This is a genomic window from Haliea sp., from assembly GCF_040222615.1.
GTDB lineage: Bacteria > Pseudomonadota > Gammaproteobacteria > Pseudomonadales > Halieaceae > Haliea.
The window spans coordinates 1-11,890 of the sequence record NZ_JAVKCQ010000009.1 but is presented as its reverse complement, the minus strand read 5'-3'; the positions used below and the strand labels follow the sequence as shown (position 1 = coordinate 11,890).

The 11,890-nt window shown below is 64.0% G+C and carries 11 protein-coding genes; 8 read left to right on the top strand and 3 right to left on the bottom strand.

Annotated elements, in window-relative coordinates:
- Together RJQ10_RS00495 and RJQ10_RS00490 are read left to right on the top strand one after the other, a co-directional pair.
- Nucleotides 1-511 (top strand): dehydroquinate synthase/iron-containing alcohol dehydrogenase family protein (locus tag RJQ10_RS00495; RefSeq protein WP_350142520.1); only part of this gene is annotated, 511 nt, incomplete at its 5' end.
- A gap of 84 nt (nucleotides 512-595) precedes the next feature.
- The gene (locus tag RJQ10_RS00490; protein ID WP_350142518.1) at nucleotides 596-1,384 is read left to right on the top strand and encodes a ParA family protein; all 789 of its coding nucleotides are present in this window, start codon (nucleotides 596-598) and stop codon (nucleotides 1,382-1,384) included.
- Nucleotides 1,385-1,431: 47 nt separating this feature from the next.
- Here RJQ10_RS00490 and RJQ10_RS00485 read toward each other — a convergent pair whose 3' ends face one another.
- A complete protein-coding gene (locus RJQ10_RS00485; RefSeq protein ID WP_350142516.1) occupies nucleotides 1,432-2,559 on the bottom strand; it encodes a nitronate monooxygenase in 1,128 nt (375 codons plus the stop codon).
- A gap of 208 nt (nucleotides 2,560-2,767) precedes the next feature.
- Here RJQ10_RS00485 and RJQ10_RS00480 point away from each other — a divergent pair, with 208 nt between their 5' ends.
- Entirely contained in the window at nucleotides 2,768-3,394 is a 627-nt protein-coding gene (locus tag RJQ10_RS00480; protein ID WP_350142514.1) for a phosphoadenosine phosphosulfate reductase domain-containing protein, read from the top strand.
- 92 nt (nucleotides 3,395-3,486) lie between these two features.
- Nucleotides 3,487-4,689 carry a tetratricopeptide repeat protein gene (locus tag RJQ10_RS00475; RefSeq protein ID WP_350142512.1) on the top strand — a complete coding sequence of 401 codons (1,203 nt, stop codon included), beginning with the start codon at nucleotides 3,487-3,489 and terminating at the stop codon, nucleotides 4,687-4,689.
- On the opposite strand, the gene RJQ10_RS00470 is transcribed toward RJQ10_RS00475, so the two are convergent.
- Nucleotides 4,638-5,054 (bottom strand): PPOX class F420-dependent oxidoreductase, encoded by a 417-nt coding sequence (locus RJQ10_RS00470; RefSeq protein ID WP_350142510.1) that lies wholly within the window; start codon nucleotides 5,052-5,054, stop codon nucleotides 4,638-4,640. The two genes, RJQ10_RS00475 and RJQ10_RS00470, sit on opposite strands and share 52 nt — an antisense overlap.
- A 72-nt stretch (nucleotides 5,055-5,126) precedes the next feature.
- Here RJQ10_RS00470 and RJQ10_RS00465 point away from each other — a divergent pair, with 72 nt between their 5' ends.
- The 3 genes from RJQ10_RS00465 (at nucleotide 5,127) to asnS (ending at nucleotide 8,119) form a co-directional block, all read left to right on the top strand.
- Nucleotides 5,127-6,098: an SDR family NAD(P)-dependent oxidoreductase gene (locus RJQ10_RS00465; protein ID WP_350142508.1), complete on the top strand. Its 972-nt coding sequence runs from the start codon at nucleotides 5,127-5,129 to the stop codon at nucleotides 6,096-6,098.
- A complete protein-coding gene (locus RJQ10_RS00460; protein WP_350142506.1) occupies nucleotides 6,095-6,637 on the top strand; it encodes a lipid-binding SYLF domain-containing protein in 543 nt (180 codons plus the stop codon). Before RJQ10_RS00465 ends, RJQ10_RS00460 begins: the two co-directional genes overlap by 4 nt.
- Nucleotides 6,638-6,721: 84 nt before the next feature.
- On the top strand, nucleotides 6,722-8,119 hold the full coding sequence (asnS, locus tag RJQ10_RS00455) for an asparagine--tRNA ligase (protein ID WP_350142504.1): 1,398 nt from the start codon (nucleotides 6,722-6,724) through the stop codon (nucleotides 8,117-8,119).
- A 21-nt stretch (nucleotides 8,120-8,140) separates the two neighbouring features.
- Here asnS and RJQ10_RS00450 read toward each other — a convergent pair whose 3' ends face one another.
- Nucleotides 8,141-10,072, bottom strand: a complete 1,932-nt coding sequence (locus tag RJQ10_RS00450; protein WP_350142502.1) for a VacB/RNase II family 3'-5' exoribonuclease — start codon at nucleotides 10,070-10,072, stop codon at nucleotides 8,141-8,143.
- A 351-nt stretch (nucleotides 10,073-10,423) separates the two neighbouring features.
- Between RJQ10_RS00450 and RJQ10_RS00445 the strand changes: the two genes are divergently transcribed.
- Entirely contained in the window at nucleotides 10,424-11,860 is a 1,437-nt protein-coding gene (locus RJQ10_RS00445; RefSeq protein ID WP_350142500.1) for a PhoH family protein, read from the top strand.
- The last annotated feature ends 30 nt before the right edge of the window (nucleotides 11,861-11,890 follow it).

Sequence of the window (11,890 nt, the reverse complement as noted above, 5' to 3'; positions counted from 1 at the left end):
CCTGCAGGGCATCAGCCAGCATATCCGCACCGCCTTTGCCGAACCCGGCAACCGCGTTGCGCGGGAGGCGATGATGCTGGCGGCGACCCAGGGCGGGATCGCCTTCGCCAACGCCTCGGTGACCCTGATCCATGGCATGAGCCGGCCCATTGGCGCCCTGTTCCATGTGCCCCACGGACTCAGCAATGCCATGTTGTTGACCGAGGTCACCGCCTGGTCCGTGGGCCATGCCCCGGAGCGCTACGCCCGCTGCGCCCGCGCCATGGGCATGGCGACAACCGCAGACAGTGACGCACAGGCGCTGGACCAGCTGGTAGCCGGTTTGCGGCAGCTGGCCACCGACCTGCAGGTGCCCGGCCCCAGGGCCTGGGGGATAGCCGGGAATGACTGGTTTGACGCCATCGGTACCATGGCGGAGCAGGCGCTGGCCTCCGGGTCTCCGGCGAACAACCCGCGTCTGCCTGACAAGGCGGACATCGAGGCCCTGTACCATCGGGTCTGGGAGGCCTGACAGCGGTCGTTGCCTACCCAACCAGAACTGCTTTGGCTACACTGCACGGCCCGATCCAGCAATCACCCCGGGAGAGTCCCCAGCATGAAACGCGTTGTTTTCAACCAGAAAGGCGGGGTGGGCAAGACCAGCATTACCTGCAACCTTGCCGCCATCAGCGCCGCCCGCGGCCTGCGCACACTGGTCATCGACCTCGATGTGCAGGGCAACAGCACTCACTACCTTGTTGGCGAAATCGACGCCGACGCGTTCCCGGCCGAGGCCCAGGGCGTGGCCGGGCTGTTCAAGCAGACGGTGGGCTCGCGCAAGATGCGCCAGAATCCCGATTCCTTTGTCTGGGAAACACCCAGTGAGAATCTGTTCCTGCTGCCCTCCAGCCCGGTGCTGACCCAGCTGGAAAAGGAGCTGGAGTCGCGCTACAAGATATACAAGCTGCGCGACGCACTGGAGAAACTGGACGAGGAGTACGATCGGGTCTACATCGATACGCCGCCGAACTTCAACTTCTACTCCAAATCGGCCCTGATCGCTGCCGATACGGTGCTGGTGCCCTTTGACTGCGACAGTTTTGCCCGTCAGAGCCTGTATTCGCTGATGGAAAACATTGCCGAGCTGCAGGAAGACCACAACCCTGATCTCGAGGTCGAGGGCATTGTCATCAACCAGTTCAACAGCCAGGCGCGGCTGCCCGGCGAGTTGGTGGCGGAGCTGGAGGAAGAGGGCTACCCGGTGTGTCGCACCTACCTCAGCACTTCGGTGAAGATGAAAGAGTCACATCGGGAGCACCGACCGCTGGTGGACATGGCGCCCAGCCACAAGCTCACCCTGCAGTTTCTGCAACTGTACGCTGAGCTGGAGGGCGGGCGCAGCTAGGTGGGGCCGCCTAGGTGGGGCCGCCCAGGTGGGGCCGCCCAGGTGGGTCAGGAGTCCGGTAGCAGGCTGCCCGCCTTCTGCACCGCGTCCACATACTCGTCCAGCAGCCGGTAAATGACCTGCCGGCAGGACTCCACCGTATTGATCTGGCCGATGACCTGGCCGCAGGGGTTGAAGGCGATTTTCTGGCAGTCGCCCTTGTCCGCGTAAACCGCGGTGCGGCGAATGCCGTCCGAGGTGACCAGCCCCTGCAGGGGCATCCCCAGTGGGTCGGGTGTGTCGGGCCGTTCCCAGGCCTCGGTCCACTCACTCTTGAGCATGCGGCAGGGCTTGCCGGTCCAGGAGCGGGAGCGAACGGTGTCCTCGCTGGTGGCCTTGAGCAGAGACTCCTTTTGTGCGGGCTGGGTATGGGCCTCCTCCACGGTGAGCCACAGGGACCCGGTCCAGACACCGGCGGCGCCCATGGCCATGGCCGCAGCGATCTGACGGCCGTTGCCGATGCCGCCCGCGGCCAGCATGGGCAGGTCGCCGATGGCGTCGACGATCTGCGGCCAGAGCACGATCGAGCCGACATCACCGGTGTGCCCCCCGCCTTCGCCGCCCTGGGCGATCACAAAGTCCAGCCCGGCTGCCTTGTGTGCAAGGGCCTGTTTGACCTTGCCACAAAGCGCCCCGATGAGGCGGCCGGAGTCCTTGACCTGCTTGATTTTCTCCGCCGGCGGCGTCCCCAGGGCGTTGGCGATCAGCTTGCATTTGGGCCGGGTCAGGGCCTCCTCCAGCAGGGGCGTGGCGGTGGCGTCAGTCCAGCCCATCAGGCCCATGGTTTTGCTGCCATCGGGCCAGTCCGGTACGCCGGCGTTGGCCAGCAGCTGCTGGGCAAAGTCGATATGCTCCTGCGGCACCATCGCCCACAGCTGCTTTTCCATGTCCTCCGCAGAAAGGGCGTCCATGCCCTCGTATTTCTGCGGGATCACGATGTCGACGCCGTAGGGTTTGTCGCCGATATGCTCGTCGATCCAGTCCAGCTCCTCTTTCAATTGCTCGGGGCTGAAGCCGACCGCGCCGAGGACGCCTATGCCCCCCGCCTTGCTGACGGCAACCACGACATCGCGGCAGTGGGTGAAGGCAAAAATGGGGTAGTCGATGCCGAGGCGTGCGCACAGAGAATTGGTCATGGATCTGCTCCGGTTGCGGATAACGGCTACCAGTATTGTAGCTCCCGGACGGGCAGGCAATGGTGACTGGCGGCCAGCAAAACTGGCGCATCTGTTCAGGCTGCGGTCCCGGCTCGCGCATAACCTTATAAAATCAAGTTATTTGTCACTGCCGCCCTGATTCTTTAGAGTTCCGGGTCCCTGATGATAACGGCAGCCCCGACCGCCCGTGAGTATTGACCTGAACAGCGCCAACGCCGCCCTCCGCGGGGCCAGTGCAACCGCAATCGTGGAGTGGGCTCTGGCCCTGGGCAAGCCCGCCATTGCCACCACCAGCATGGGTCGCAACGCCGCCGTCATGCTGCATCTGGTCAGCTCCGTGGATGCGGGGGTGCCGACGGTCTGGGTGGATACCGGCTATAACCTGCGCGATACCTATGTCGTGGCGGAGCGCCTGATCCGGGATCTCACACTGGATATCCGCGTCTACAGTCCGCTCATGACCTCCGAGCGCCGCAACGCAATCATGGGCGGTATTCCGACGGTTGACGAGGAAGATCGGCACCGGGAGTTTACCCGCCAGGTCAAGCTGGAGCCCTTTGCCAGGGCGCTGGCGGATCTGCAGCCGGAAGTCTGGCTGACCGGGATCCGGCGGGAAGAGACGGAGCATCGCAAGAGCCTGGATATTGTCTCCGTTGATGACCGCGGGATACTCAAGGTCGCGCCATTATTCTACTGGTCAGAGCAGGACGTGGACGACTATATGGCCAGGCACCAGCTGCCGAGCTGCCGGCACTACTTCGATCCAACCAAGGTCCACGACGGTCGCGAGTGCGGCCTCCACACCGCGGCCTGACCTGACCGCGCTGGCGCCAGCTCCTGCAGCAAGTTTGCGGGGGGGTTATAATTGGTGCAGGTCTGCCGGCGAGGGCAGATCGGGAGGTTGCCATGGTCAAGCTGCGCTGGTTGCAGGCCGTCACGGCGCTGTTGTGCGGCGCCCTGCTATCGGCCTGTGCGAGCCTGGACGGCTCCGCAGTGGCTGCGAACCAGCTGCCACCACTGCTGCAGAATGGCTACGCCATGTCGCTTGCGGATGCCTTCGCCGGTCCTCCCGCTCCCGACCTGCTGGAGTTGACGCCGGAGATGAAGGCCTTTGTGACCCGCTACGCTCCCGCCGACGGAGGTGCCCGCCAGCGTCTGCTGAGTCTGCACGAGGCGGTGAAAGGGCAGGGTGCACTGGGGGTGGTCTACGATCCGGTCGCCGATGGCACAGCTGCGGCCGTTTTCCGGGCCGGTGTCGCCAATTGTCTCTCCTTTGCCCATCTGTTTGTCGCCCTGGCCCGGGAAGCCGGTCTCGACGCCCGCTACCAGTGGCTGGAGGTGCGCCCGCAGTGGACGCGGATGGGTGAGCGCGTCTCTGTTCGCCTGCACGTCAATGTCATGGTGCGGATGCCGGCGGGTGAGCAGTTCATGGTCGATATCGACCCGCTGCAGTCGCGGGATGTTGCTGCCTCCCGGCTGCTGTCAGATGTCGATGCGGCGGCGCTGGATCACAACAATATCGCCATGGGGGCACTGGCGAGGGGCGATATCGAGGCCGCATGGAGCGAGCTGGCGAGGGCTCTGCGCCTCAGCCCGGGACTGTCCCAGCTGTGGGTCAACCTCGGTGTCGTGTACCGGCATGTCGGGCAGCTCGACGATGCGGAATGGAGTCTGTTGCAGGCCCTGGCGATCGACAGCGGTGACCGCTCGGCGATGAACAACCTGGTGGTGCTGTACGCGCAAATGGGGCGCGGCGAAGAGCGCGATTTCTGGGTAGAACGTATCGAGCGTCATCGCGATCGCAATCCCTGGTATCACGCCTGGCTCGGCGACCGGGCGGCGGAGGAGGGAGACTGGTTGGCGGCGAGCAAGCACTATCGCGTGGCGCTCAAACTGAATCCGGATGACAGCGCGATGCTCTATGCCAGTGGTATCATCCACTTCCGTCTGCGGCAGTACGCCGCCGCCGAACGCCTGATTGAACAGGCGATCGACGCGGCCAGCCTGCGCAGTGACATTCAGGGCTACCGGGCCCAGCTGGAATTGGTGAGGCAGCGTCAGCTGGCGGATACCCAGCCCGCGGTGGATCCTGGCTCCACGCGAATATAGGCCCTGCGATCCAGCTTGCCCCCGACCCGGGAGAGCAGGTCCAGCAGGCGCATTTGCCAGCCGTATTTACGCCGCAGCGCGGCGAGGGCTCCGGCAATGTCCCGGGGGTCCTCAAGCAGGTGCGCCTGCGCCTCCAGCCAGCCCCCGGTCAGGCGGCCGGTGACTGTGCAGGGGGCGATCCTGGCCTCGCTGAAATTGCGCAGCCGCTTGACCTTGCCGGCATCGCCGGCGGAGAACAGGTAGAAGCAGTCCCCGTCCCCGGGAGCGAACCAGACCGGGGTGGGTACGAACTCGCCGCTGCGCTTGCGGGTGGCGAAATTGAGGTAGGCGCTGCGCTGCAGTTGCGCAAGAATTTTGCTGTCCATCGGTTGTCCAGTGGTATCGTATCGCACAGTGGCTTCCACGATAACAGAACCGAACCAACAGGGAGTGTGTAGATGCGCGAATTTGGCTTTGAGTCCACCACCAGCGAGGTAATTGCCGGGCAGGACCTGCGCGGCAGGGTGGCACTGGTGACGGGCGCCTCCGCCGGCCTGGGAGTGGAGACTGCCCGTACCCTCGCGGGAGCCGGGGCGACCGTGTGGTTGCTGGCTCGGGATCGTGCCAAACTGGATGTCGCGCTGGCCCAGCTGCAGGCAGAGTCGCTGCCGGGCCGGTTGGAATCCGCCCTGCTGGACCTGGCCGATCTGGACCAGGTGCGTACCGCGGCTGCAGGCCTGCTTGCCGCCTGCCCGAAGATCGACCTGCTGATCAACAATGCCGGCGTCATGGCCTGCCCCCACGGCGAGACCGCGCAGGGTTTCGAGATGCAGCTGGGTACCAATCACGTCGGCCACTTTCTGCTCACCGGGTTGCTGTTGCCGGCGCTCAGGGCGGGTGCAACAGAGGGGCGGGCGGCGCGGGTGGTCAACCTGAGCTCCGCCGGGCACCGTTACTCCGCTTTCGATTTCGAAGATCCCAACTACCGCCAGCGTGCCTACGACAAATGGGAGGCCTACGGGCAGTCCAAGACCGCCAATGTGCTGTTCACGGTAGCGTTGGACGCGCGCGCCCGGGAAGCCGGTGTGCGTTCGTTCGCGGTACACCCGGGCGCCATTTCCACCGAGCTGGGGCGGCATATGGACAAAGACGACATGGCCCGTATCGCCGCCAGCTTTCCCGGCGGCAAATGGGCCTTCAAGACAGTGCCCCAGGGCGCGGCAACCAGTGTCTGGGCTGCCACGGCGCCGGAACTCGAAGGCCGCGGCGGGCTCTATCTCGAGGACTGCCGCATTGCCACTGCGGCTACCCAGGACAGCCGGGACGGGGTTCGATCCTGGGCGGTGGACCCCGCCGCCGCCGAGCGCCTGTGGCAGCTTTCGGAACAGTGGGTAGGGGAGTCATTTTTTATAGGTGAGGTTGAATCATGAAAGGCGAGCGTGGGCTAGTTGGGTTGCTGGTGCTGGCGTGGATGCTGTCGGCGAGCGTTGTCCAAGCCGACAGCCGGGAGCAGATTGAAAGCAAATCAGGCGCCGCCCTGGGAGAGTTGCGCGAGTTTGCGCCGGGGGTGGAAAATTTGCTGCGCGACGCCCGCGGCGTGCTGGTGTTTCCGGATCTCGTCCGCATGGGGTTCGGCACAGGAGGCCAGTATGGCGAGGGTGCGCTGCTGGTTGGCGGCGAGGCGGTAGCCTACTACGCCACTACCAGCGCACGCCATGAACTGCCGCAGGGCGCGCTCCGCTCTGCCAAGGTCATTTTGTTCATGACCGATGATGCCCTGGTGTCCTTCCGCAACACGGTCAACTGGCAGGTCGGGGTGAACGGCGAGGTGGATCTGGTGCAGGCGGAGGGCAAGACTGTGCGCCTGGCCCGGGCGGAACACCCGGTGCTGGCGCTGGGTTTCTCCGATCTCGGCCTGATCCAGGGCCTGGACCTCAAGGGCAATATGATCAACCGGATCGCTCGCTGACCGGCAGACAGCCGCCGGCTGGCAGCCGGCGGCTGGTTTGGGTATCCTGCGCCGCTTGCAATTTCCTCCCGGGAGACTCTGGTCATGCTTGAACACGTATCGGTTGCCAACGCCCTGCGCGGCGACCTGCCGCTCGGCAGTACTGTCACGGTCCGGGGCTGGCTCCGCAGCAAGCGCGATTCCAAGGCGGGTATCTCCTTTCTTGCGGTCCACGACGGTTCCTCCTTCGACCCCATCCAGGCGGTGGTGCCCGCCGGTCTTGGCAACTATGAAAGTGAGGTGCTGAAACTGTCCACCGGCTGCGCGGTCGCGGTGACCGGTGAGCTGGTCGCCTCTCAGGGGCAGGGGCAGGCGGTGGAAATCCAGGCCAGCGAGGTGGAGGTCGTGGGCTGGGTGGAGGATGCAGAGGCCTACCCCATCGCCAAGAAGCGGCACAGTTTCGAGTACCTGCGCACCCAGGCCCACCTGCGGCCGAGAACCAATACCTTCGGCGCCATTACCCGCGTGCGCAACACGCTGGCCAACGCCATCCACAACTATTTCTATGCGCACGGTTTTCACTGGATCAATACGCCGATCATCACCGGCAGTGACTGTGAAGGAGCCGGCGAGCTGTTCCGGGTGAGTACCCTGGACCTCGCCAACCTGCCGCGCAAGCCCGATGGCAGCGTGGACCACGGCGAGGACTTCTTTGCCGGCGACGCCTTCCTTACCGTTTCCGGGCAGCTGGAGGTAGAGGCCTATTGCCTGGCGATGAGCAAGGTCTACACCTTCGGCCCCACCTTCCGCGCGGAGAACTCCAATACCAGCCGCCATCTGGCGGAGTTCTGGATGGTGGAGCCGGAGATTGCCTTTGCCGATCTCAATGCCAATGCCGACCTCGCCGAGGATCTGCTCAAACACCTGTTCACGCGGGTGCTGGAAGAGCGCGAAGAAGACATGGCATTTTTCCAGCAACGGGTGGACAACACGGTGATCGAGCGGCTGCGCACGGTCATCGACAGTCCCTTCGAGCGCCTGGACTACAGTGAAGCCATTCGCATCCTGGAAAACTGCGGCAAGTCCTTCGAATTTCCGGTTGCCTGGGGTGTGGACCTCGCCTCCGAGCACGAGCGCTACCTGGCGGAAACCCATGTCGGGCGGCCGGTTGTGGTGATGAATTACCCGAAGGAAATCAAGGCATTCTACATGCGCCTGAATGACGACGAGCGCACTGTGGCAGCCATGGACGTGCTGGCGCCGGGTATCGGCGAAATTATCGGCGGCAGTCAGCGGGAAGAGCGGCTGCAGGTTCTGGATGCGCGCATGGATGCACATTTGCGCGAGGAGCTGTGGTGGTACCGGGATCTGCGCCGCTACGGGACTGTGCCCCACGCCGGCTTTGGGCTGGGCTTCGAACGTCTGCTCAATTACGTGACCGGGATGGAGAACGTGCGCGATGCCATTCCCTTCCCGCGCACGCCCGGTAACGCCAGCTTTTGAGTCGGGGCCTGGGTCGGGCCGCTACCCGGCCTCCTCGGGCCGCGCGGCCTTGAGCCCGGCGCCGGGGCGCAGGCCAAACAGAGCCTGGTAGTTGTTGTCGGTATTCACGCCGCTGTAGTCCAGCTCCACCACCTGTTCCAGCTCGAAACGGCGTGTGGTGCTGGTGAGGCTGGCGGTCCATTTGTCGTAGCTGAACTTTTCCGGATCCCGGCGCAGGTCGACAAAGCCTTCCAGGCCACAGTCGACCAGGCGCACGCTGAACCCGGAACTGTTGACGTGGATAATGCGCCCGTTGAAGCCCGCGTCCTGCTGCGGCGCCTGTCGCGCCAGATACTTACTGGCCAACCAGCGTTCCGCTTCCAGGGTGGCGGCGCGGGTGTTGGCAAGCCGCTCCTTGACCGCGGCCAGCTGCTCCCGGGTCACCAGGTTGGGCTCTTTGCCATGTAATGCAGCCTTGATCTGCAGGTGCACCAGGAAGTCGACGTACTTGCGCAGGGGCGAGGTGCAGTTGGTGTAGCACTCCAGTGCCATCCCCATGTGCAGCCCCGCCTTCGTTGACAGCTCTGCCCGGGTCAACAGCCTATTTACCATGGCGCGCAGGGGCAGTCTGTTGGCGCTGGCCGCCAGCTGGCGCATGATATCCCGGTAGCCTTCGCGGCTGGCGGGGTCCAGCTCTGCGGCTTCCGGTGCATGCATGGCGAGGAATTTCCGGCACTCGTCGATGCGGTCGGCGCGAAAGCCCGGATGGATGACAAAGGGGCCGCTGGCACGGCGCTCGGCGAGGAAACGGGCCGCGCAGCGGTTGGCGGCAATCATGCATTCCTCTACCAGCTTTTGCGACAGCAGCTTTTCGTGGGGCTCGATGGACTCGATCTGCTTGCGGTCGTTGAGGATCCAGCGGTATTCCCGGCGATCTTCCATAACCAGTTCATCGGCCTCGCGCCGGGCACGCAGCGCCCGGTACACCTGGTAGAGCGCTTCCAGAGGCGTGGCATGGCTCATCAGGTCGTCGCCGTGACCATTCAGGTAGCGGTCGACAGCGAAATAGGAGAGTTTGGCCCTGGAGCGCACGGTGGCCTCGATAAACTCGAAAGTGCCAACGTCGCCGCTGTCGCTCACGGCGATCTTGCAGACCAGGGCGGCGCGGTCATTGCCCTCGCTCAGGGCGCAGGTATCCTGGGCCATCTGCTCCGGCAGCATGGGCAGGACATCGCCATGGAAATAGACCGAGGTGCAGCGGGCAGCAATGTCCTGCTGCAGGCTGGAGCCCGGCGGGATCCAGGCAGTGGGATCGGCGATGGCGACATACAGGGTCCAGCCGTCGCTGCTGATATCGGCGTACAGGGCGTCGTCTATGTCCTGGGTCTTGGCGGCATCGATGGAGACAAACTCCAGGTCAGTCAGGTCGCGCCGACGCTCGGTCGCCAGCGGCCGGCATTCCGCCAGCTGTTGCTCCATGTCCTTAAGGGCCGGCGTGCTCCAGGCCGGGGCCAGCCGGTACTTGGCCATGCAGTACAGGTTCTCGATGCCGGGGGTATCGTCGTTACCCAGCACCTGGAGAATCTTGGCCTGGGGTTTGCCGTCGCGGATGGGGTGGCGAAGGACGGCGCAGCGGACGTAGTCCCCTTCGTGCACGCCATTGCGGGCGTGGGGGGGGATGAACAGCCAGCGCTTGAGCTGGGGCAGATCGGGTTGTACGAACAGGGCCTTGCCCTTGCGCACACAGCGACCGCTGAAGTCCCCCAGCGGACTGTCGACCAGCTGCTCAATATCGGCGATGGTCTTGTTGTCGCCGGAGGGGCGGATACAGACCCGCACGCGGTCGTCCGGGAAGGCCTTGAGCATCTCGTCCGGCGGGATGAAGACTTCCCGGCCATCGTCAAGTACCGCGAAGCCATAGCGGGACTGGGTACCCTTGATCACCGCTTCAGCCCGCTCTTTTTCGGCTTCCATCTGGGATTTAAGGCCCTTCAGCTGGGCGAGTGAGTCCGGGTTGAGCATCGCGGGATAAGGTCTTTGGCTGGTAGTGAATGAAGCCGGCTATCGTAGCCGAAAACAGCGGCCCTGTCAGGATTCGCTGCGGGCGGCCGCCGGTCGCACCAAACTGGGGCCATTTCCCGCGTTGACATTCTGCCGGGCAGGGTTTGTAATCGGGTCAACGCTGTGGTTCCGCCGCAACCAGGAAGCGCTGTTGAATATACGCTGTACCTACCTGCAAACCTCTGCCCGGCCGTCGCTGCCGGTTTCCTGCCCGACCTGCTCGCCTTCCCTGTCGCCCTTACCTGCCCTCATGAGGAATCCGCTATGGAATCAGGTTCGCCCCTGCGCGTAGAAAAACCCACCCTGAAAGCCGTTGTCAAAAAGACCTATGTCCTGGACACCAATGTCCTGCTGCACGATCCCAACGCCGTCACCGGCTTCAATGAGCACCATATCGTGATTCCCATGACGGTCCTGGAGGAGCTGGACCACATCAAGGACCGGCACGAGAAGACTGTCAGCCGGGAAGCCAGGATAGCCATCCAGATGATCGACAAGGTGGTGGACGCCGCCTCGCCCCGGGAAATCCAGGAGGGCGTTCCCATCCCCGGCAGCAACATGGCCGGGGTGCCGGGCACGCTTGCCATTTACCCCGACCAGCTGCTCAGCGACGCCAGCGACATCCCCTATCTGGACGCGACCCAGGACCAGGCCAACGACAACCGCATCATCAACGTGGCCCTGCGCCTGCAAGCGGAGAACCCCGGGGAGTTTGTCTGCCTGGTGACCAAGGACATCAACATGCGGATCAAGGCCAAGGGTTCGGGCTTGATGCACGTCGAGGACTATCGCCGTGACCGGGTGCTGGACGACATCGACCTGCTGGCGCGCGGTTATGAACACGTGGCGGGTGACTTCTGGTCCGGTATCTCCGAGGTTGACACCCTGCGCGAGGGCGATTGTACCCTGCACCGGATTCCGCGCCGCTCCCTGCCGGCTGCCTATCCCAATATGTTCGTCCACGATGACCAGGACTTCATGGCTTTTGTGAAGCGCATCGACAGCGACTTCGTCTACCTGCGTTGTGATAGCCGGGACAAGCTGATGAATCGTCGCTTCTGGGGCTTGGCGCCGCGCAATCTGGAGCAGGCCATGGCCATGTCCCTGCTGGAGAACGACAGTGTCGACATGACCGTCATGACCGGTCCCGCCGGTTCCGGCAAGACCCTGCTGGCCCTGGCCTACGGCCTGCATGCGATCCTCGAGCAGAAGCGTTTCAGCAAGCTGATCGTGGCCCGGTCAACACCGCCCATCGCGGAGGATATAGGCTTCCTGCCGGGTACCGAGGAGGAGAAGATGGCGCCCTGGCTGGCGGCCTTCGACGATAACCTGGAGATCCTGCACGGCACCGACGAGTCCTGCCATGGCAGCATCGCCTATGTGAAGGAGCGGGCCAATATCCAGTTCAAGTCGCTCAACTTCATGCGCGGGCGTTCGTTCAACAACGCCTACATCATCATTGACGAAGCCCAGGGGCTGACCCAGTTCCAGCTCAAGTCGGTGATCAGCCGGGTCGGGGCGGACTCGAAGATCGTGGTGCTGGGTAATCTGGCGCAGATCGACAACAAGTACATCTCCCCCCTGACTTCGGGCCTCACCTACCTTGTGGAAAAGACCAAGGCCTACCCCCATGCCGGTATCATGCACGTCAACGGTATTGTGCGCTCCCGGCTGGCGGCCTTTGCGGAGGAAAACCTGTAGTTCGGGCCGCGCAGGTCGGGCCGCGCAGGT

What these genes read in the sequence shown, in the direction of transcription:
- RJQ10_RS00490 (WP_350142518.1), top strand. Translation starts at nt 596, where the DNA reads ATGAAACGCGTTGTTTTCAACCAGAAAGGCGGGGTGGGCAAGACCAGC.
- RJQ10_RS00475 (WP_350142512.1), top strand. Translation starts at nt 3,487, where the DNA reads ATGGTCAAGCTGCGCTGGTTGCAGGCCGTCACGGCGCTGTTGTGCGGC.
- RJQ10_RS00465 (WP_350142508.1), top strand. Translation starts at nt 5,127, where the DNA reads ATGCGCGAATTTGGCTTTGAGTCCACCACCAGCGAGGTAATTGCCGGG.
- RJQ10_RS00450 (WP_350142502.1), bottom strand. Translation starts at nt 10,072, where the DNA reads ATGGAAGCCGAAAAAGAGCGGGCTGAAGCGGTGATCAAGGGTACCCAG.
- RJQ10_RS00470 (WP_350142510.1), bottom strand. Translation starts at nt 5,054, where the DNA reads ATGGACAGCAAAATTCTTGCGCAACTGCAGCGCAGCGCCTACCTCAAT.
- RJQ10_RS00445 (WP_350142500.1), top strand. Translation starts at nt 10,424, where the DNA reads ATGGAATCAGGTTCGCCCCTGCGCGTAGAAAAACCCACCCTGAAAGCC.
- RJQ10_RS00460 (WP_350142506.1), top strand. Translation starts at nt 6,095, where the DNA reads ATGAAAGGCGAGCGTGGGCTAGTTGGGTTGCTGGTGCTGGCGTGGATG.
- asnS (WP_350142504.1), top strand. Translation starts at nt 6,722, where the DNA reads ATGCTTGAACACGTATCGGTTGCCAACGCCCTGCGCGGCGACCTGCCG.
- RJQ10_RS00485 (WP_350142516.1), bottom strand. Translation starts at nt 2,559, where the DNA reads ATGACCAATTCTCTGTGCGCACGCCTCGGCATCGACTACCCCATTTTT.